Consider the following 23,114-nt stretch of genomic DNA (forward strand, 5'->3'; position numbering starts at 1 on the left):
GGGAAGGAGCGGATCACTCAGTCATGGTTAAACAGCAGCAAAAGGTGGAGCGTTGGGGACGGTTTGAGCTTGTATTAAATGGACCGTCTGCTGGGAATCCCTATCAAGAGGTACAATTAAGCGCCAGATTTCAATATAAAAATAAGGTCATAGAGCCGGATGGATTTTATGATGGTGATGGAAGGTATCGGATTCGCTTCATGCCAGATCAAACGGGAGTATGGCGATATACAACCCGAAGTAATCGAAGTGAGCTCGACGGTTTAACCGGCGAGTTCGATTGCGTGGAGCCATCCGTTGGAAACCACGGGCCAGTGCGGGTCAAAAATAAGTACTATTTTGCTTACGAAGATGGAACACGGTATTTGCCTTTTGGCACTACCTGCTATCATTGGACACATTTGGGTAATGAAGCGCTAGAGGAATCTACGCTGCAAACGTTGGCTCATTCCCCGTTCAATAAATTAAGAATGTGTCTACTGCCGACACGGGATATGAGGCCTCCGGCTATTGCCTTTGCCGGGACTTGCCCTGAGGATACGGACAAAACGAGATTTAACCCTGCTTTTTTCACTCATTTGGAGCGAAGAATCGAGGACCTGCAGCGACTTGGCGTCGAAGCGGATTTGATTTTGTTTCATCCTTACGATAAGGACTTTTGGGGCTTTGATAATATGGACGCGGATACAGATCGCTTTTATCTGCGTTATGTTATTGCCCGGCTTGCCGCCTACAGAAATGTATGGTGGTCTTTGTCTAACGAGTACGATTTCAATAAATTTAAAACGATTGCCGACTGGGACCTCCTTATCCAGTATGTGCAGCGATACGATCCGTACCAGCATCTTCGTTCCATTCATAACGGCACTAAAATGTACAAATCATCAACGCTGTACGATTATACGAAACCATGGATCACGCATCAAAGCATTCAGCATTGGGATGCAGAGCTGACTACAGCTTGGCGTGAAGCGGCGCCCAAGCCCATAGTCATTGATGAAATATCGTATGAAGGGAACAGCTCTCGACGCTGGGGTAACATTTCTGGAGAGGAAATGACTCACCGATTTTGGGAGGGCTTCTCACGGGGAGGCTTTGTCGCGCATGGTGAATCATTTATCGATCGGGAGACACGTGCCTGGATATCATTCGGCGGCAAGCTGTACGGTGAGAGTACAGAACGAATCGCATTTTTGCGTCGAGTAATAGAGGATGGGCCCGAGGATTGGATAAAGTCCGCTGAGAACGGTACTTATAAACTGTTATACTTCGGTCGGCATCAGCATGCCTATAAGTTTGTAGAGCTTGGTGAAGACTCGGATTACCGCATGGAGATCATTGATACATGGAATATGACGATTACGCCGGTAGAAGGTAGTTATCGCGGGCGAACCAAGGTGAAGCTTCCTGGCAAGCCTTATACCGCTCTTCGCATAATCAAAGCATGAGAACAATTTGAAAAGAAGAGGAGGAGGACACTGATCATGGATAAGGTGGCACAATGGGGAATCTTCGAGCTGAAACTGGACGGTCCTTCTGAAGGCAATCCATTTACTGACATTGCTATAAGCGCCTGTTTCAAGAAAGGGGCGGATGAAGCGGTATCGGAAGGCTTTTACGACGGAGGAGGAAAGTATCGCATCCGCTTTATGCCACAGGAAGAGGGTGAATGGACCTATACGGTATCCAGCAATTGCCCGGACATGGATGGATTGACGGGGCGGTTTATTTGCAGCGGCTCGGAGTCAAGTAATCACGGACCGGTCCGGGTTAAAGATAATGTACATTTTCAGTATGCGGATGGAACGCGATACATCCCAATGGGTACAACGTGCTATGTATGGCATTTACAGTCCGTGGAGCTGCAAGAAGAGACGCTGAGTACGCTTAAGCGATCTCCTTTTAACAAAGTACGTATGTGTGTGTTCCCCAAAAGCTATGTGTTTAACAATGCTGAACCGCAAAGGTATCCTTTTGAAGGCTCCAAAGAAAAGGGGTTCGATTTTACCAGATTTTGTCCTGATTATTTTGCACATCTGGAGAATAGGATATCGGATTTGGCGGAGCTTGGAATCGAAGCGGATCTTATCTTGTTTCATCCATATGATGAAGGACGATGGGGCTTCGACCGGATGAGCCCTGAACAGGACGAGCGTTATTTGCGCTATGTTATCGCACGACTTGGTGCATACCGCAACGTGTGGTGGTCCCTTGCCAATGAATATGATTTGATGAAGCACAAACAGCCGGAGGATTGGAACCGGTTATTCGGAATCATTCAAGAAAATGATTATGGCGGACATTTACGCTCCATTCATAATTGTGATACATGGTATGATTTTGGTGTTCCTTGGATTACTCATGCGAGCATTCAACATGCCGATGTACGGGTTGCTTCGGACTGTACCAAACAGTACGGCAAGCCAGTCATTATCGATGAATGCGGCTATGAGGGGAACTTGGACTCCCGGTGGGGCAGTTTGACTGCCGAAGAAATGGTGCTGCGGATTTGGGAAGGCAACTTCCGCGGAGGCTATGTGACTCATGGCGAAACCTATTTAGATGAAGAAGAACCAATTTGGTGGTCTCATGGCGGGCAACTTCGGGGAGAGAGTGTCGCGAGAATTGCGTTTTTGCGTAGAGTACTTGAAGAAGCACCTGCACATATGACATACAGCAGTGACAGGATGGATGCCGCTACGTTGGAGGTGAGTGGGGAATATTATTTGCAGTACTTTGGACCCCATCGATTCTCTTACCGTGAGTTCGCACTGCCTGAAGGTGAATATGAGGTAGATATTATCGATACATGGAACATGACGATCACTACGCTGGAAGGAACGTTCCAAGGCAGGTTTAGAATCGATCTGCCCTCAAAGCTTTACTATGCATTGAGGATACGAAGAACGGTTAACTAAGGGTGAAAGAGCTTGATTGTGCTATATAAGCTTCAAATAAAAAGGAGAGATTACATGGTACCCATGAGCAAAACGAATTTGAACGCAAAATTATGGTACGAGAAGCCGGCAAGAGCATGGACTGATGCGCTGCCTATCGGCAATGGCAGGCTCGGTGCGATGATATTCGGCAAAGTTAATCAGGAAAGGCTCCAGTTAAACGAAGATTCTGTCTGGTATGGCGGACCGGTTAACGGCAACAATCCGGATGGACGAAAATACTTGGCGGAGGTTCGTCGTCTTTTAATGCAGGGTAAGCATGTTGAAGCAGAAGAATTAGCACAAATGGGGATGATGTCCATCCCTAAATCTCTGCATCCTTATCAACCTTTGGGAGAGCTTCAGTTGTATCATGACGGTGAAAAGAAGATGATCTCCAACTACTATAGAGATCTGGATATCGAAGAAGGAATTGCCCATGTATGCTATAGTTTGAACGATGTCCGACATGTAAGGGAATTGTTCAGCAGCGCAATCGATCAAGTCATCGTGATTCGGGTATCTTGCGATCGTCCAGCCACATTGAATTTGCGGATGAATTTGAGCCGTAGACCTTTCGATGAGGGATCACATCGATTTGGCAAGGATACGTTGGTTATGCGGGGAGAATGCGGACGGGATGGCGTAACGCTGTGCACTGCGGTAAAAGCTGTTGCCGAAGGCGGGACGGTCAGCATCATAGGTGACTTCCTTTCTGTAAGTAAGGCCAATGCCGTAACCATTTACTTAGCTGCCGCTACGACATTCCGCTGCGAAGATCCGCTTGGGGAATGCATTCAGCAGCTGGAGAAAGCAGCCGGCAAAGGCTATGAACGGGTGAAGCAGGATCATCTGGCGGACCATATTGCCAAAATGAAGAGGGTTAGTCTCGAATTGGGCTGTCCGGGAGATTTTCATGAAACCGCTTCCCTTCCCACGGATGCTCGGCTCCAGCGATTTAAAGAAGGCGGGAATGATCCGGCACTCATCTCCTTGTATTTTCAGTTTGGCCGATACTTGCTTATGGCAAGCTCCCGTCCTGGCTCGAACCCTGCGAATTTGCAGGGCATATGGAATGAGAGCTTCACGCCACCTTGGGAAAGTAAATACACAATCAATATTAACACTGAAATGAATTATTGGCCTGCTGAAATATGTAATTTGGCCGAATGCCACGAGCCACTGTTCGATCTGATTGACCGTATGCGCCCTAACGGCCGTATTACCGCACAGAAGGTATACGGATGCAAAGGCATCGTAGCGCACCATAATACCGACATGTGGGGAGCAACCCAAATCGAGGGCAACTTTATGCCGGGATCGATTTGGCCGATGGGTGCTGCTTGGCTGTCGTTGCATTTATGGGAGCATTTCCGATTTGGAATGAATGAAACATTTCTGCGTGAACGCGCTTATCCAGTGATGAGGGAAGCGGCTGAATTTTTCCTTGACTACATGTTTGAGGACAAACAGGGACGCCTCGTTACAGGTCCTTCCACTTCGCCTGAAAATAAATATATCGGCTCCGATGGCAGTGTCGGCTGCTTAAGTATAGGTCCATCCATGGATACCCAAATTGTGTACACGTTGTTCCAAGCATGCATAGAGGCTTCACGAACTCTCCATATGGATGAAACGATACGCTCACAATGGGAAACGGCTCTGAGCAAGCTACCTAAGCCGCAAATTGGCAAATATGGGCAGTTACAGGAGTGGGTGGAAGACTGGGAAGAGGTTCATCCTGGACACCGCCATATCTCGCATTTATTTGCACTGCATCCAGGAGAAATTATTCATGTTCGCCATACTCCGGAATGGGCGCAGGCAGCAAGACGGACGCTGGAGCGCAGGCTGGAGAACGGCGGGGGCCATACGGGATGGAGCCGAGCATGGATACTTAATTTTTATGCCAGATTGGAGGATGCGGAGCAGTGCTACGAGCATCTTCGTATGCTGCTTTCGCAATCGACATTGCCGAACTTGTTTGATAACCATCCGCCATTTCAAATTGATGGTAACTTTGGCGGAACTGCAGGAATCGCCGAAATGCTGCTTCAATCGCATCGCGGGGAAATTGTATTGCTGCCGGCTTTGCCAGAAGCCTGGAAGAACGGTAAAGTATCCGGATTTCGTGCCCGGGGCGGATTTGAAGTCGGTATGGAATGGGAAGATGGCGAATTGACCTATTGTATCATTAAAGCAACAAAAAATAACGTATGTCGAATAGTTAGCAAGATCCCGAATGCTCCTTTCATGGTGGAGTCGAACGGGAAGACTGTCGCTACCCGTATCTCTGAGTATGTGACCGAATTCGATGTAACGGAAGGTACAACGTATGTGGTTAAAGCTCAAAAGCAGGCGGAGTTAACTGAGGCTAAGCAAGTTTCATCTAATTAACTTGCCCTTTATAATCTATAAGCTGCAGCAAACAGGCCATCTTTATAGATGGTCTCTTGTTGATGAGAAACCAGTTATTCAGAAAAACTTTAAGTCGGTAGGTGGGGTATCCCCTGCAGGAACGTTAGTGCCCGCCTTTGTTATCAGGAAATAACCGCTGTAAAGCGATTAAATTAAAAATTTCCTGATAACAACAGCGGCCGGAAGGGGATACCCCACCGGAGCACTCCAACCCCTTTCTGAATTTTGTGGTTTTCCCCGTCTACCTGAGGCCATCATTATTGATGGCCTGTTTGCTGCAATCCGCCCCAAAAGTAGGCAGAAACAACCTATATATGTTTTTTTGAACTGGTGTAAAGTAAAACTCGAGAGGTGAAAACCATGGAATTTATTAGACCAGAAGATTACTTGCCAAGAAAATCGCATATATCGGATTTGAAGAAATACGGAATCGGATTGATCGGATGCGGAAGCATTGCCAACACGGCACATCTGCCTGCCTACCGCAAATATGGATTACATATTGCCGCTTGCTGCGATGTTAACGAGGAAGCAGCTCGTGCAACAGCGGAGAAATTCGACATCCCCCGTTGGACTACCAATATTAGTGAGCTCCTAGAAATGGATGAAGTAGCTGTCATTGATTTGGCGATACATCCTAAACCGAGACTGGACGTGTTGAAGCATATCAGCAAGGCTCCACGTCCTGTATTATGCCAGAAGCCATTGGCCCTTGATCTGGAGCATGCCCAGTTGCTTTGCATTGAAGCGAATAACCTCGGTATCCCGCTCGGAGTCAATCAGCAGGCTCGTTGGGCTCCCGCACATAAAGCGTTGAAAATGGTCATCGATCAAGATCTCATTGGAGAAATATACAGCATTCATCATAATATGCGTTCCTTCCAAGACCAAGCCGGTTGGTGGTGGACGAATATGAAGAATTTCAATATTGTCGACCACGGTGTTCATTATGTGGACTTGTGTCGTTATTTCAACCCCTATCCGCAAGAGTGGTCACGTGTACACTGTACAACAGCGCAGCTGAATCAGCAAAATGCAATTGATCCGCTTATTTACTCCGCTAATGTAGAGTTCGGAAGCAAAGGTGGAAGAAACCCGTTTATGGCCTCGCTCCATTTTAATAATATAGCCAAAGCGGGCCGTTCTCACAGTAATACATGGTGGGTGGATGGTACGGAGGGAAGTCTCTGGTGCACACAGGATACACTTTATATGGCGATAAACAAACATAAAAACGTAGTTCACGAAATTAAGCTGAAAGGAACCTGGTTCCCGGATGCATTCGCCGGCTCCATGCTGGCTTTCTTAACAGCCCTGGAGCAAGGGGAGCGTCCGCCGGTTACAGCGGAAGATAACTTGCAAACTATTGCCATGACGACGGGAATGGTGATTTCCAGTCAGGAAGGCTGCGTAGTAGAAAGAACCGACTTGCTGAAGGGGAGCGATCACTTGTGAATAAACTCGGCTTCATGAGTTATATCTATATGGATTGGTCGGCAGAAGCGATGGCTGAAGATGCCCGCAATCATGGCTTGGAATATGTGCAGTTAGATCCGAAGCAGAAACTGCAGGTGATGGACGATGAGCCATTCTCATTGGTTCGGGCAGAAAAAATTCGGAAGATTTTTGAAAATCATGGCATATCCGTAGTTGGTTTGTCTGGATACACCAACTTACTCAACCCAAATCTTCAAAAGAGAGAAAACAAAATTAATCAGCTCGAACAAATGATAGACCTTTGTTCTGCTTACGGTACACGCTATATTGCAACAGAAACGGGAAGCCTCCACCCAACTAATGCATGGCGAGATTATGAAGGAAACCGGTCAGAGGAAGCCTGGGAGCAGCTTGTGTCCATCGTTGACCGATTGCGGAACCGGGCAGTGACGAGGGGGGCCGTACTCTTACTAGAAGGATTTACACTCAATGTGTTGGCAACAGCTGAGCAAGCTGCCTGCTTGATGGAGCGGCTTGGAACAGACGGGCTCGGGATGATAATGGATCCTTTTAATTATTTAACTCAAGAAGATCTGAAACGGCAAAAAGATGCGATGTCCAATATTTTCGATAAGATGGCTGAATTTTCACCTATCACACATGCAAAGGATAGCTTATACGATGAGGAAGGGTTTACAACGCCTAGGGTAGGAGCAGGGCAATCCGATTGGAATGTATACGCGGAGCTGCTTGCTACCCGTATGCCGGAAGCTCCCTTAATACTGGAGCATGCTAAACCTGAAGAAGTCGCGGATTGTTTAAGATTGATTCATCAAGCATTCAGTAATGCCAGTGCTGTCGGAAAGTCGAGTAAGTCCCATGGCGCATAAACCGAAATTAGGGATCCAAGGTCCTGTCGTTGCATGGCAGGATTCATGGGCAGGAGATGCTTCGGACCGCATCATGCGTACGGGAACGGGGAGTATATGTCCGTCACAGGACCCTAGACCTGAGCCAGAAGCGTTTATAAACATGCTGCGTGAGCTAGAAGCGGATTTTTATGTCCACCATGCGATTCCGCAAGGCGAAGGCTATTCCGAGCTTTTGCAAGACATGACCAAAGCGGGAATGGATATTTGTATAGGCAATGAATACGGCAACATTAATGGTCCTTGGGTCGAAGGCACGAACCGCTATGACATCCTGGACGAAGCCATTCTGGAGGCAGGCCGCTCGGGCCGCTGCATCGGATTGCTCTATGATGAACCGGAGCATTTACAGATAAATGCCGCACAATATCGAAAGGACGGATGGTTTCCGCATTGGGGCAGCACTGACGGTTTAAGCTTACAAGAGTCGCGCCTTAAGGTAGAGCATTCGGTTAAAGACAGAGTCAAGCATGTAATGAACCTGATGGAGTGCTCCGGATTATCCGGTACATCGATGCCGCTTATTTCTGAGCATGTATTTCCGACAAGTTTTCATACATACGCCAGAGCGGGGATGGATATTTGCCCGAAGGTCATGAAAGAGTCATTCCAATCGCTTCAGCTTTCAACTGCTTTAGGAGCAGCCAAACAATATGGTAAGTCGATGTGGATTTGTGCTGATCTGTGGGGACCGGATACAGGAACGTGGTTCACACGTTTTCCAGGCTTTCCAGGTCATTCTCCGGAAGAGTTTGAGTCTGCTTTAAAAATGAGCTACTGGATGGGACCCTCTCATCTGTTTGTTGAAAATATCGATGTACTGCTGCGGCATACGTCCAACGGATTTAGAGCAACGGAATTCGGCGAAGTGTGGAAGCAATTCGTTAACCAATATATCCCGGAGCATCCTTTGATGTGGCATCATTCGCAAGTGGATGCGGATATTGCTGTAATTCATTCGGATGACAGCAATTATGGGCAAAACGATCGGTTGTTCGGCAATCGAACACTCGACAGGCATAGCGTCTCTCGTAGTGAAAGTGTGTTCCATATTTGGCATTTGCTCAGTAGGGGCACGATGCCTGCACATGGAAGCTGCATGCACATACCGGGCTATGATTTTCCGCGGCATGAATTGAAGAAAGCTGTGCCACTGGAACAGTTTCCTTTGGAAAAAGGCTATACCGGCAGCGGGCGTCAACCAGTGCATCCCTTGTTTTACCCCACTTCTAATGTTCTTGTTTATGACGACCGAGTCACGCAAGAGCAATTAGGCGGGCCTAAGCTGACGTTGGTCGGGGGGTCTAGCTTATCCGATGAAACGCTAAAGGCGGTTGCCAAGAGAGCCGAGGACGGTGGTGTAGTCGTTATTGCCGAGTGGCTTATTCCTGAGAATAGTCCGGCAGCATTCAGAAAGAGCGGCGCAATGGGCTTCGGGCAGTGGATTGTTACGAACGATTTTTTGGAAGGCAAGGTACGAGAGATTGTAGAACCTTTCTTGGGAGAAGCTCACTGTTGGATGCAGCGTTTCGGATCGTCTGAAGTAAGAATGTATCCTGGGAATAGCGATGGGACTACACTAGATTTCGATATACGAGTTCGATAAAAAGATGCTTACGAAGTCAGTTTTGCTAAAGCAAAACTCTGAGAGAATGCTTACGAAGTTAGTTTTGCTAAAGCAAAACTCTAAGAGAATGCTTACGAAGTTAGTTTTGCTAAAGCAAAACTCTAAGAGAATGCTTACGAAGTTAGTTTTGCTAAAGCAAAACTCTAAGGAGGAAAGTCATTTGGAGCAGACAAAACATCTGGATCCGTTTGCGGAAATCGCTTTTCGCGAACATCCCGGTAATAAAGACGAATTGCGAGAAATTCCTCCTATTGCATATGAGAAAACCTATTTTGTTCAGGGCTCGGATACAGCTAAGGAAATATCCGTTTTGTCTTATGAAACCCTCGTTTCTGTATTTCAACATGAGCTGCAGCTGCTTCGAATGAAATATCGGCCTTATATGCGAAATTTGGCCCCGCCGGCTAGAGTGAATCGGAACCTGAAGCCATGCAGTGAATTTCAGTTTCGATATCAAACGGCGGAAGATGCGGACTTCTCTCAAGTGCTGGAAGGTCTCGGGGAATGGGAGACGGTTACTGTACCTGATTTTCGCGGACCAACAGGGGAGAATGGCAAATGGACGGGTTTTTACCGTAATGAATTTACTTATTCTCCGGTCCCTAACGGGAAAAGAGTTTATCTCGTGTTCAAAGGGGTAGATTACAAGGCGACAGTATATCTCAATCGCAAATGCATCGGCAGTCATGAGGGATTCTTCGCTCCGTTTGAGTTTGATGTAACCGATGCTTTGCAGGAAAATAACATTCTTGTGGTTGAGGTACATAATGACTATCCCATGATGGGGGTAGGCGGCACGAAGCTCGACGGTGACAAAATGTATGCAGCAACAGGCCCAGGCTGGGATGATCCATACGGCGGTTGGAATCATTGCCCTCCAGGCGCAGGCATTTATAATGCGGTGTACTTGGAGCAGCGCAATGAGTTATTTATTCAAGATATTTTTGTGAGGCCGAACATTGATGAAGCGTACGTCGAAGTATGGATCGATGCCATTAACACGACGAATCAGCTTATGGAAAATTTCGAACTCCAGCTTGAACTGATTCCGAAAAATTTTGCCGGGCAAGGGGTCGGACCAATCTCTTTTCAAGTGGCGTATGCGGGTCCTGGAGTGAATTATTTCCGGTATAAGGTGGATTTTCCTTCATTCCGATTATGGGAACCGGATACTCCCTTTATTTACATAGCGCGTGTTGAAGTGAAAAATGGTTCCGAGTGTGTGGATAGCAGGGACCGCGCATTTGGGATGCGGAAGTTTCATATGGATGAGCAGGAAGCGCCCAAAGGAACGCTGTATCTGAATAATCAACCGATTGTACTGCGTGGTGCCAATGAAATGGGACACTTGCAGCAATGCGTAATGCAAAATAATTATGAGCAGCTGGTTGATGATATTCTGATTGCCAAAGCCGCTCATATGAACTTTTACCGCATTACGCAGCGGCCGGTTCAGGAAGAAATATACGATTATTTCGATATGCTTGGAATGATGCATCAATGTGATTTGCCTACATTCGGCTTTATCCGCCGCAATCAATTTGTTGAGGGAGTACGGCAGGCTGCCGAAATGGAGCGACTGATTCGCAGTCATCCGTCATCGGTTATGGTCTCCTTGATAAACGAGCCTTCGCGGACGGAAAAAAGGCGAAAAGGACATCGTCATTTGCACAGGAACGAATTGGAAGCCTTTTTCGTTGCTGCTAGGCAGGCGATATATGTGGAAAATCCGGATCGTGTAGTTAAAAATGCCGATGGGGATTATAACCCTCCTACCCGTGAAGGTTTGCCTGATTTTCATTGCTATACGATGTGGTATACGAACAATGGCATTGCACTTGGAAAGCTGCATAAAGGATTCCTGCCTCCGATTCGGGAGGGGTGGAAAGCAGGCTGTGGTGAGTACGGCACAGAAGGGTTGGACAATGCCCAACTGATGATGAGCCGTTATCCGAAAGAATGGGTACCCCAGAATGCTGATGATCGATGGATGCCCAGTAAAATCAAAGGGGCACAAACCTTCAATATGCACGGTGATTGGTATGCGGAGCAGCAAACCATGCAGGATTGGATAAAGGCAAGTCAGGCGCATCAAAGCTTAGCAACGAAGCTGATGACGGATGCTTGGCGTAGAAGGACAGACCTGGTCGTATCTACGGCCATCCATTTGCTGATCGATGCTTGGCCTGCTGGGTGGATGAAAGCACTGGTTGGTGCCGATCGGATTCCGAAGCCAGCTTACTTTACCTATAAGCAGTGTCTTGAACCGATACGAATCCATTTGCGGTGCGATAGATGGAAGGTATACGAAGGGGAAACGATGGAAATTGAGGCGTGGCTGTTGAATGATACAGCAAAGTCATACGAAAACTGTCGTATCATAGCAACGTTGAGGGATGATAAGAAGGATTACGGAAGCTACGAAATGAGTGGCCGCGTGCAACAGACTTCATCCCGGTATGCGGGTACTGTCCGATTCTCCGTACCTTCAGTAGAAGATCGGCAAATCTTGTATTTGGATGCCTGCCTCTTGGATGATCAAGGAAGCGTCCTTAACTCGGAAAGATTTGCTTTTGAGGCATTTGCTAAGAGGAAGCGTTTCCCTAAGCAGGTTAAGAGCTTTAAGACTGCATTTATGGATGCTGAATCCGAGCTTTTATGTTCGCTTTTGGAGATCGATGCGAAGTCTTATGATAGATTCGAGGAAAATGCGGATTCCATAGTCGTTGCAAACAGGGAAGCGTTTGTACGCAACCGAACCTCCATTTTGGATAATGTGAAACACGGGGCCACAGCGATGTTCATTCTTGGACGGCCGGTATCCGGTTCCGATAGTCCTGTATGGGATTTTGATGGTACGGAGGTTAAGACTGCGAAATTAAAGGAGACGTACACTCTGGCGACACAAGCTGAAGAGCCTTGCTTGCAATTAACGAAACCGGACGATTTCTCGTATTTCTATCATTTGAAAAATGACAGAATTGACTTTATTGCGAATTGTCATCTAATTGGTGAAGGGTTGGAACCTCTGGTGTTCGCTTATCACCCGCAGGGTGACCCGACGGGGAAAGGAAAGCTGCCGGTTGTAGGAGTGAAGACGTTAGGCAAAGGTCAAATCTACTTCGTCTGCCTCCCTTTATCTGGGAGAGTAGGATTCAATCCGACACTGGATCGTTTCTTAATCTCGATTTTGACAGGGGCAGAAAGAGAAGGAGTGGGCGTATGAATCGGTATGCCATATTCAGCTCGGATAATCAAAAACAAGCGGAAATTGACATGGACCAAGACGTCATCATACTCACATTAAGAACGACCGGGGAGTCAGTTCCGCATTTTACCGGATGTCTGGATGAGATGCTCAGCTGCTCGTTTGGAAGACCATGGCGCACGAATTGCTCCAAGTTAATGGAACCACAAATTACTGCAGATAGCGCTTCGATCCGAATTCAAGGAAGGCTGGAAGCGCTAAACGTTACTCTGGAGCTTGATTTCGACAAGCACGATGCGCTGAAGATCAAGGTTCTATGGGCCAATCCTTCGGAACAGATACTGCATGAGACAGCTGTAGGACTGCTGCTCTCCTTGCCAAGAAGAAACACGGAAATGATTACCATCCCACACATGATCTACAATAACAATCCATCATCCGATCCGGAGCGTGTGGTTCCTAAACTTGGGGTGGGCCCAGGCAAAGGATTTATTTGTGAAGAGCATCGTCTGCCAATCCCTTGTGTGAACGTGGAGTGGAGCATGGAATCCGGGAATCGGCAATTTTTATCTTTGTACTCCATGCCAGCCTATGTGGAAGCCTTCGACGGTACGGTCCATTACGGTTCGCTAGGAGTGATTCAAGAGGACAATCGGCTAGTGATAGCAGCCATGTCAGGCGTGCTGATGTTTAATGGAGACAAGGATATTGTGTATGTTGCCAAAAGCAAAACGCAGCCGTATGACGGGGGCTACTTGGACTTTACTCCGGGCTTCGTACTAAAAAAAGAGTATGTGCTGGACTGGGGGGATGTAATCCATCCCGGTCAAGCATTTCGTGAAATCGTTCATACAGGTCTGAAGCTGTTTGAACCGATGGGAACCATGCCGCTTACGGCTGAGCAGATTATTGAACTGAAGACCCACGCACTGGATGACAGATGGAGAACGAACGAACAAGGAGCCGCTGGCTATATTAAGTTCACTGACTCCAACTCATTCGGTAACGTCTCCAAGCATCCACTTCATTATATGTACGGCTGGACAGGACAATGTTTGAAGCTAGCATGGTGCGATGCCCACCTGGGTTTTGATCTTGGGGAGGAAGAGCGAGTCAATCGCTGCGTGCAGGCCGTTGATTTTTATGTGCAAGCGAGCCGTACGAATGTCCCAGGGGTGAGGCACAGCTCTTATCGTCTCTTAGAAGGAGAATGGGATGACTTCAGTTGGAATAAACAACCTGTCATTTCCAGCAGAGCTTATGGGGAAACGGCTGCTGATCTAGCAGAAATCGTACTTTTGTTCAAGGAGAAAGGCAGAGAGGTTCCAGCAGACTGGTTGAACACATTGCAAGAAATGGCGGATTTTATCGTAAGCGGGACTTTGCCATCAGGCATTGTACCCGCAGCATGGCAGATGGACGGAAGTCCGGTCGATGAAATGGTAACAGCGGCGGGCTTGCCTTGCTTGATCTCCATTACAAAAATGTATCGTCTCACCGGAGATTATCGGTTATTGGCTGCTGCTGAGATGATGATGCAGCGGTACTACGAGATGCATGTTGAAACATTCGAGCGACCGTTTGCCCGTTCGACCTTAGATGCTAAGTGCGAGGATAAAGAAGCCGGAATGTATTTTTTTCTGGCCGTTTATGAATTATGGGTTGTAACGAGAAAGCAGCACTATGAAGATTGGGCTGAAGTATCGGCAGATTGGCTTCTAACTTATGTGTACTTGTGGAACCCGGCGTATGATAAGGGATCGAAGTTTAGGGAAGCAGGCTTTAACGCTATTGGATGGCCGGGAGTCAGTGTGCAAAATCATCATCTTGACGTATTTTTTCCAACTTATGAGTTTTATCGGTTCGGACAATTATCTGGCAAATCGATGTACGAACGTATGGGTCGAATGACATTCGGTGCCATGGGGCAGGGTATTTGCACGAAGCCTGGCGATTGGAACTTTACGGTCGTTGGTGAGCAGGGAGAAGGCTTTTTTCAGACGCACTGGAACCATCGAGGACACAGCAACAAATGGAACCCATCTTGGGTTATCGCTTTGGTTTTGCAAAATGCGCTGCGTTTCCGGGATGCCGGCGAATGATAGAGAAAGAACGGGGGAAGACGACGTGAACGTGAATACAAAAGCAATCCCTGATTGGCAAAATATCGAGGTTCTCGCAAGAAACATAGAACCTCCTCATGCAGGCTTCATTCCGTATGCTGATGCAGAGACAGCGCTTGATAACGAACGGGCGGCTTCTCCCTATTATCAGTCGCTGAACGGCAACTGGGACTTTCATTATACGGAATCGTATTCTCAAGCTCCTGAAGGATTTTTCGATCCTAGCTTCATAACGGACGAATGGGACACGATACCTGTTCCGAGTAACTGGCAGCTCCAAGGATACGGCCGTCCACATTATTCCAGCAGTTATTACCCGTTTCCGATCGACCCCCCCTATGTGCCGCACGACAATCCGGTCGGCTGCTATCGGAGGAGCTTTTTTATTCCTGATTCATGGGAACAGCGTCAATTGTTTCTGGTCTTCGAAGGCGTTGATTCCGCTTTTCATGTCTGGGTAAATGGCCATTTGGCAGGTTACGGGCAAGGTTCTCACCTGCAGTCGGAATTCCGTATTACCTCATTGCTTCAGCCTGGAGAAAATACAGTAGCTGTTCAGGTATATCAATGGTGTGACGGCAGTTATTTGGAAGATCAGGATAAATGGCGTTTAAGTGGTATTTTTCGCGATGTTTATTTAAAAGCTACGCCGTCGATCCATATCCGGGATATTGCGGTACAAACAAGGTTTATTAAACCTAATAATGAAGACGCAGAGCTGGATGTTTGCCTCAAAGTTAAAAATTTCGCAGAATCCTTATCATCCGGATTGCATCGAGTAAAAATATCCTTAACGGACGGTGGCAGGAACTCTGTCTATGATCATATAGTTGGTCCGCTGCAAGCACTGAGAGGTAACGAGGAACAAAGGTTAGATTTGACAGTACCGGTTTCGGCACCGCAAAAATGGTCGGCAGAAACTCCTTATTTATATGCACTCACCTTAGAGCTCGAAGATGAGCGAGGACAGGTTATAGAGGCAGGAAGCGTGTCCGTCGGCTTTCGTGATGTAGCTATACAGGACGGCCAGATCCTTGTTAATGGGAAGCCGGTCATTTTGAAAGGGGTTAACCGCAACGAATTTCATCCAGAGCTCGGGTTTACTACTCCTATGGAGTCGATGATCGAAGATATCCGTTTGATGAAGCAGCATAATATGAACACGGTTCGATTGTCCCATTATCCGAACGATTCGCGGTGGCTTGACTTGTGCGACCGTTATGGGCTGTATGTTATCGACGAAGCCGATTTGGAAACGCATGGCTGCCATTTTATCGACAATGAAAGCTATTTAGCGGAAGATCCATTATGGGAAAAGTCATTCCTAGATCGTGCTAGAAGGATGGTGGAAAGGGATAAGAATCATCCTTCTGTCATCATTTGGTCGCTCGGTAATGAATCCGGTTACGGGCGAAATCACGATGCTATGGCCAAGTGGGTTAGGGAGGCGGATTCGTCTAGACCCATTCATTACGAACGTGCCAAAGATGCACCCGTCGTCGATATTGTCAGCTGCATGTATCCTTCACTGGATGCCTTGATCGAAGAGGGGGAGAAATCCGATCCAAGACCGTTCCTTATGTGCGAATTCGCTCACGCGATGGGCAATTCTGTCGGTAATTTAAAGGAATACTGGGAAGCGATTTATAAATACCGGCGTTTAGCCGGCGGACTAATCTGGGAGTGGGCAGATCACGGGCTTCTGCAAAAGCCTGACTCCGAAGAAGCTTGGTACGCTTACGGAGGTGATTTTAACGATCACCCGCACAGCGGACATTTTTGCATAGACGGACTTTTATTTCCAGACAGGAAGACAAAGTCATCGATTCTCGAAGTAAAAAAAGTCATTGAGCCGGTTAAGGTTGAGCCGGTTGATGTGCTATCAGGGATGATTAAGGTACAAAATCGTTATGACTTTATGTCATTAGAACATCTTGCGGGTTCTTGGACACTACTCTGTGATGGAGAAATAGTTGAGCAAGGAGAGCTTCCTGAACTGGATATTCCTCCTGGAGAAGAGGCCATCGTATTCATACCCTGGAAAACAACCTTGGATCATCAAAGGGGCGAGCATTGGCTACACATCCGGTTTACTTTGCGGGAAGAAGCAGCTTGGGCTCCTAAGGGACATGAAATTGCGTGGGAGGACCTGTCGATTCCCTCTACAGTGCAGTCGATTTCCTACCAGCCTACGGCATCAATGCCATCATTGAGAACAACTGAAACAGACACGTTTCTTCATATAAAAGGTACAGATTTTTCATTGGATTTCGATAAATCCCGCGGGCTGATATCCGCGTTCTCATACAATGATGTCTCACTGTTGACTGTGGGTCCGAAGGTTCAAATATGGCGGGCAACAATTGACAACGACTCCCGACAATCGAAGGAATGGAAGAAAGCAGGGCTCGACGCTTTGCAGCATCGGATACAGGATGTTACGATCCGTCCCCTTAATGCTCAAGTGATGCAATTTGAGGTGAAAAGCACTCTTGGAGCGGCAGGCTTGCCGATCTGTTTTACAGTGAATATGACCTACACAGTTTATGGTTCTGGGGATGCTATCATTTCTACTCATATTGTACCTCGGGATGGGCTTCCGCCTCTGCCGAGACTTGGTTTGGAGATGGTTATGTCTTCAGGGTTCAACCAATTTTCGTGGTTTGGGCTTGGTCCCCACGAATGCTACATAGATCGCAAGGAAAGTGGTCGGCTTGGAGTATACAGCGGCAAGGTCGAGGATCAATTCGTGCCTTATATTAAGCCACAAGAAAACGGCAATAAGGCAGATGCTAGGTGGGCCGCACTCACGAATCTTCGGGGTATGGGGTTATTCATAGGTGGAATGCCAATGCTGGATGTAAGCGCAACCCATTATGCTACAGAAAATTTAAGCCAAGCCAAGCATACATACGATTTGGTCCGGTTAAATGAAACGATTGTCCATATGGATTACCGGCAAGCGCCGATTGGCAATCACAGCTGCGGAGAAGCGCCTCCTTTAGAAAAGTATTTACTCAAGCCGGAGGACACGACGTTTACAGTAAGATTGAAGCCGTTTTCCACCAGAGACCGAACCCCAATGAAGCTAAGTAAACAGCAGCCTGAGCCTTTTCACAGCAAGAGCGGGGATTTGAATGTACCGGTAACAAAACAGGAGGTGAACCCATGAGCAAGTCCAGATTTCCCAAAATTGTATATGGCGGGGATTATAACCCGGAGCAATTTCCAAAAGATATTTGGGATGAGGATATGCGGCTGTTTCAACTAGCCGGTATTGATATAGCGACATTGAATGTTTTTTCTTGGTCATTGAACCAACCGGACGAGGATACATTCCGCTTCGAATGGCTAGATGAGATGATGAACAAGCTGCACTCCAATGGTGTGCAGGTCTGCATGGGTACCAGTACGGCAGCGCATCCGGCTTGGATGGCGAGGAAATACCCGGACATCTTGACTGTAACGGCGGATGGGAAGAAAAGAAAATACGGACGAAGGCATAATTCCTGTCCGAATAGTCCGACTTTCCGTCATTATGCCGGAGTTATGGCACGTAAGCTCGCTGAAAGGTATAAGAATCACCCGGCGCTGCTCCTATGGCATGTGAACAATGAGATTGGAATTCGCTGTTATTGTGATAATTGTGAGAAGGCGTTCAGGGAATGGCTGAAGCAGCGCTATGGCACGTTAGAGCAGTTAAACCGCGCATGGTATACCCGATTCTGGGGTCATACCTTCTATGATTGGGAAGAAATTGTAATCCCTAGTGGACTTAGCGAGGGTTTATCTGGGGGGAATTCGGATCAAACGGCGTTTCAAGGTATCACACTCGATTTCTTCCGATTTAATTCGGATAGCTGGCTTGAATGTTATCTCATTGAATACAACGCCATAAAAGAAATCATTCCTGATGCGATCGTAACGACCAACTTTCAAGGAAACGGAACCTATAAACCACTGGATTATTTTAAATGGGCACCGTATTTGGATGTGGCTGCACTGGATATTTATCCGGAGAATCATACGCCAGAAAGCTACATGGCTTTACGATACGATCTAATGCGGGGCATAAAGGACGGTGCTCCGTTCATGCTGATGGAACAAAGCCCTGGGGTGATCAATTGGAAGTCAGTCAATCCAATGAAACGACCTGGCGTTATGCGGATCAGAAGCTATCAGGCCATCGCCCGCGGGGCAGAATCGATTATGTTCTTCCAGCTTCGCCGATCCCTAGGCGCCTATGAGAAATTTCATGGTGCAGTTATCGATCATGCTGGCCATGAGAATACAAGGGTGTTTAAGGAATGTGCACAGCTGGGGAACGAGCTGAAGCAGCTGGGAGATGTGTTGACGGACTTACGGACCAAGAGCCGGATCGGTATATTATTCGACTGGGATAATTGGTGGGCTGTCGAGCTAGGTGGAGGGCCTTCTGCTTATATTAAATATTTGGATCAGATTCAAAAATATTATGATGCATTGTACTTGAATCACTACCAAATCGATTTAATTCATGTGAATTCTGATTTTAATGCCTACGATCTAGTGCTTTCTCCCTTACTTTATATGGTAAAGCCAGGACTAGCTCAAAAACTGGAGTCGTTCGTGGAAAATGGTGGAACCTGGGTAACGACGTTTTACAGTGGCATTGTTAACGAAAGCGACCTGGTTACTCCGGGCGGGTATCCAGGCGAACTTCGTAAGCTGCTGGGCATTTGGGTGGAAGAGATCGACGCTCTATTTCCTGACCAACGAAATGCTATCGTCATGCAGCAGAAGGACGGACAACTGGAAGGCACGTATGAGTGCGGTCTAGTTTGTGAAGTCGTTCATCCGGAAGGGGCGGATACGATAGCCGTCTTCGAAAATGATTTTTACCAAGGATCGGCAGCTTTGACACGTCACCGTTATGGCAAAGGTGAGGCATGGTATGCTGCGACTGATCCTAGCAGTGAATTCATGCAGCAATGGCTGAAGCAGCTGTGCGAGAGCAAGGGAATTATACCAATATCCGACGCATCGCCGGAAGTTGAGGTCACGCGTCGTGAAAAAGACGACAAACAGTTCACTTTTATCATGAATCATAGTGAACATCAGGTAAAAGTAAACACAGGAGAACATGAACAGAAGGAGCTTCTGAGCGGCACAAATGTAAAAGGGGACGTTCAGCTCGAACCGAAGCAAATCATGATTCTTCAGACGCACGTTAAGTAAGATGGCTGCTGCCGTCTGATGTGCAGTTCTTGCAAAAGGAGGATAAATCCGATGAACGCACGAGAACAGCTGCTCAAACAATTCGATCAACCGTCCGTCGAGCATAGATCGATTCCTTTCTGGGCATGGAACGATGAGTTGGATTCGGAAGAACTTGCTCGTCAAGTGAACCAAATGAAGGAACAAGGAATGGGTGGTTTTTTCATCCATTCTCGCGACGGTTTGGAAACGGAGTACATGGGTCGTGAATGGTTGGATTGCGTACGCCGAACCGTAGATACGGCTGCCGAACTGGGCATGCAGGTTTGGCTTTATGATGAAGACCGTTGGCCATCCGGTTTCGCCGGAGGGTTGGTCCAGGCGAGCGGCGGTGACGCCTCTCGAGCAAAAGGCCTTACGATGGAAGTAGTGCGGGGCGTCATCCCGGCTGAAAAGTATGCCGATGCAGTAGCTCTTTTCACGGCGGTCATCGACGAAAGAAATTTGCTCCGTTGCAAGAAACTGCAGTTGGATGAGCGGTATGAGCTGAAAGAAGATGAAGTGCTGCTTGTGTTTCGAGTAGAAATTTCTGAGCGTAGTGAGTGGTTCAACAACGAAGCTCCGCCAGATAACCTGAACCCAGAAACGGTTCGTACTTTCCTCGATATAACCTACGAAGCTTACAAGCGGGAGGTTGGGGATCAGTTTGGAAGAACGATCCGTGGAGTATTCACTGACGAGCCGAGCGTGCATGACCGCCATTGCAGATTTACGGAAGGACGGGGTTGGCTGCCGTGGAGCTGGTCGTTCCCGGAGTTTTTTCAAGAAAGACGTGGATATGACCTGATGCCTCTCATTCCGTACATGTACTTCAATGGGGAATATTCCTCTCAAGCACGTCATGATTATTGGAGAACGCTTACCGAGAGGTTCAGCGAATCGTACTCCAAGCAGCTTGGGGAGTGGTGTGAGAACAACGGCATTGCCTTTACGGGTCATTATTTATGGGAAAATAATATGGGTACCGCCACTAGGGTTTGCGGAGCGGTCATGCCGAATTACCGTTTTCAGCAGGTACCGGGAATTGATATGCTCAACGAGCAAATAAACGAGTATATCACCGTTAAACAATGTACTAGTGTAGCCAATCAATACGGACGCAAGCACGTCCTCACGGAAACTTACGGTTGTACGGGCTGGGGCTTCACTTTTGAAGGACAAAAATGGATTGGTGATTTTCAATACGTGCTTGGGGTTAACGTTCGGTCACAGCATTTGGCACTCTATTCGATTAAGGGGTGCAGGAAACGTGATTACCCACCGGTATTTAATTACAATACAAGCTGGTGGAAATATAATCATGTGGTGGAAGATTATTTTGCCCGATTGTCAGCGGTTTTGACAGAAGGCAGACCTTTAAGAGACGTTTTGGTGCTTCATCCTTCATCGACCGCATGGAGTATGGTTGGAACGGGGCCTTACGGGTTTCCTGCAAGGGGCAAGGACAAGGACGTTTCCGCGACAAACCATTTCGGACACGAGTTCAACGATTTCCTGGGTGGACTGCTAAAGGCGCACTACGATTTCGATCTCGGCGATGAAACGATTATGGCGGAAACCGGAGAGGTTCGGGGGAACCAACTTGCGGTTTATTTAGCAAAATACCGTATTGTGGTTATTCCGCCTATCCTGACTATGCTGGAGAGTACGCTAAAATTGTTACTGGATTTCCTAAATAATGGAGGAAAGATCGTTGCTGCAGGAGCTTGTCCTACAATGATCGAAGGCCGTAAGGCGGAAAGCAAGCTGTCTCAGCTCTACTGTCACGAAAACATGAGCGTCGTTCAGGATATCCAAGAAACGGTGAAAACGCTGGAAAGCATGATTCCTAGACGGGTAAGCATAACCAACGACCGATCGGAAGAAGCGCACCAGATGCTCTATATGCTACGTGAAACGTTCTCCGGGGACTGCCGCATCTTGTTTATCGTGAATAATGATCGTGAGGAACCGCAGCGAGTGAACATCACATTAGAGGGGAATGTCTCTATAGAAGAGTGGTGTGCACTTACAGGTCAAAAGAAGGCTATTGAAATAACTAGTTTTATCGAAGGCAATGTGAGGTTCGAAGCGGAGTTCGGACCGGCAGATTCAAAGCTGTATGTATGCACCTGGAACGAGACCTCTTCTGATGAAGAGATTAACGAAGCTATCCAAGATCAAGTGGAGCAAAGTGTGGAGACGATAGTGGAGCTTGGACCTTCAAGCAGGTTTACACGCTCCATGCCAAACGTATTGACTCTGGATATGTGTTCTTATCGATATGGAGATAGTGGATGGTCGGAAGTAAAGGATGTATGGAAAGCTCAAAGAGCCATTCGGGAAGCGTTGGGGATGAAGCAGGTATACGGGAATGGCATTGAACAAAGATACAAATGGATCCACAATTCCCATCCTGGGAACGGAGTGCTGACTGATTTCAAATTCTCGTTCTATGTCTCCGAGCTGCCTGTGAAAGAAGTTTTTCTAGTTGTGGAATCTGCCGAGTATTACGAAATTCAGCTTAACGGAATACCGGTGCATGAGCCTCCTAATGGATGGTTTCTCGACCGCTCTTTTGACAAGGTTCTTCTTCAAGGCATAAGGAAAGGGAGTAATGAGATCATTTTGACCTGTAAGTATCATCAGCGAATGGAGGTCGAGGATATCTATTTGATCGGCGATTTCGCCGTCGACATGGAGCGCAAAATTACAACCGAGCCGGAAATGCTGGGATTTGGAGACTGGTGCAGTCAAGGCTACTATCATTACTGCGGCAGCATGATCTATCATTTTGATGTGTCCATAGAGAAGGATAAGCTGACTTGGCAGACGTTCCTGGAGCTAGGTGAGTATTCCGCAATTACAGTGGAAGTACGGGTCAATGGTCAAACTGCAGGTCATGTGCCATGGAAAGCCGCTAATCTTGTTGACCTGACGCAGCTGCTTCACGCGGGGATGAACCAGCTAGATATTGAGGTGATGAGCAGCCCACGCAATATGCTAGGTCCATTCCATCTAGCTTCAGGGGAACCTTCCACTACCAGTTGGGCCTCATTCCGCAGGGAAGGCAGCGATTATACTTCAGATTATAAAGTTCGGCCGTATGGTTTGTTCGGACAAATCAAACTGCATCGAAAGGTGAATGCAAATTGAAAACGTTTATCCTAAGAATGAAGAGACGGAATTGGAGGTTTGAGC

11 protein-coding genes are annotated in these 23,114 nt (G+C 47.3%); all 11 read left to right on the top strand.

The window, feature by feature from the left end:
* Window positions 1-23 precede the first annotated feature (23 nt).
* The 11 genes from BP97_RS0106215 (at window position 24) to BP97_RS0106265 (ending at window position 23,069) form a co-directional block, all read left to right on the top strand.
* Complete coding sequence (locus BP97_RS0106215; protein ID WP_028548316.1) at window positions 24-1,448, top strand: DUF5060 domain-containing protein; 1,425 nt, start codon at window positions 24-26, stop codon at window positions 1,446-1,448.
* Between the two features lie 36 nt (window positions 1,449-1,484).
* Entirely contained in the window at window positions 1,485-2,918 is a 1,434-nt protein-coding gene (locus tag BP97_RS0106220) for a DUF5060 domain-containing protein (protein ID WP_028548317.1), read from the top strand.
* Window positions 2,919-2,981: 63 nt separating this feature from the next.
* Window positions 2,982-5,333 (top strand): glycoside hydrolase family 95 protein, encoded by a 2,352-nt coding sequence (locus tag BP97_RS0106225; RefSeq protein WP_028548318.1) that lies wholly within the window; start codon window positions 2,982-2,984, stop codon window positions 5,331-5,333.
* Between the two features lie 381 nt (window positions 5,334-5,714).
* Complete coding sequence (locus tag BP97_RS0106230) at window positions 5,715-6,809, top strand: Gfo/Idh/MocA family protein (RefSeq protein ID WP_028548319.1); 1,095 nt, start codon at window positions 5,715-5,717, stop codon at window positions 6,807-6,809.
* Window positions 6,806-7,681, top strand: coding sequence for a sugar phosphate isomerase/epimerase family protein (locus BP97_RS0106235; protein ID WP_028548320.1), 876 nt, complete (start codon window positions 6,806-6,808; stop codon window positions 7,679-7,681). The genes BP97_RS0106230 and BP97_RS0106235 overlap by 4 nt, the downstream gene beginning before the upstream one ends.
* Complete coding sequence (locus BP97_RS0106240) at window positions 7,671-9,326, top strand: hypothetical protein (RefSeq protein WP_028548321.1); 1,656 nt, start codon at window positions 7,671-7,673, stop codon at window positions 9,324-9,326. The genes BP97_RS0106235 and BP97_RS0106240 overlap by 11 nt, the downstream gene beginning before the upstream one ends.
* Before the next feature lie 181 nt (window positions 9,327-9,507).
* Window positions 9,508-12,573, top strand: coding sequence for a glycoside hydrolase family 2 protein (locus BP97_RS0106245; protein ID WP_028548322.1), 3,066 nt, complete (start codon window positions 9,508-9,510; stop codon window positions 12,571-12,573).
* Window positions 12,570-14,657: a hypothetical protein gene (locus BP97_RS0106250; protein ID WP_028548323.1), complete on the top strand. Its 2,088-nt coding sequence runs from the start codon at window positions 12,570-12,572 to the stop codon at window positions 14,655-14,657. Before BP97_RS0106245 ends, BP97_RS0106250 begins: the two co-directional genes overlap by 4 nt.
* 25 nt (window positions 14,658-14,682) lie before the next feature.
* Window positions 14,683-17,850, top strand: a complete 3,168-nt coding sequence (locus BP97_RS0106255) for a beta-galactosidase, LacZ type (protein ID WP_028548324.1) — start codon at window positions 14,683-14,685, stop codon at window positions 17,848-17,850.
* Entirely contained in the window at window positions 17,847-19,895 is a 2,049-nt protein-coding gene (locus BP97_RS0106260) for a beta-galactosidase (RefSeq protein WP_028548325.1), read from the top strand. The genes BP97_RS0106255 and BP97_RS0106260 overlap by 4 nt, the downstream gene beginning before the upstream one ends.
* A gap of 51 nt (window positions 19,896-19,946) precedes the next feature.
* Window positions 19,947-23,069 carry a glycosyl hydrolase gene (locus BP97_RS0106265; protein ID WP_028548326.1) on the top strand — a complete coding sequence of 1,041 codons (3,123 nt, stop codon included), beginning with the start codon at window positions 19,947-19,949 and terminating at the stop codon, window positions 23,067-23,069.
* Window positions 23,070-23,114 lie beyond the last annotated feature (45 nt).

Origin of the sequence: Paenibacillus sp. UNC451MF (genome assembly GCF_000686845.1) — a bacterium.
Taxonomy (GTDB): domain Bacteria; phylum Bacillota; class Bacilli; order Paenibacillales; family NBRC-103111; genus Paenibacillus_S.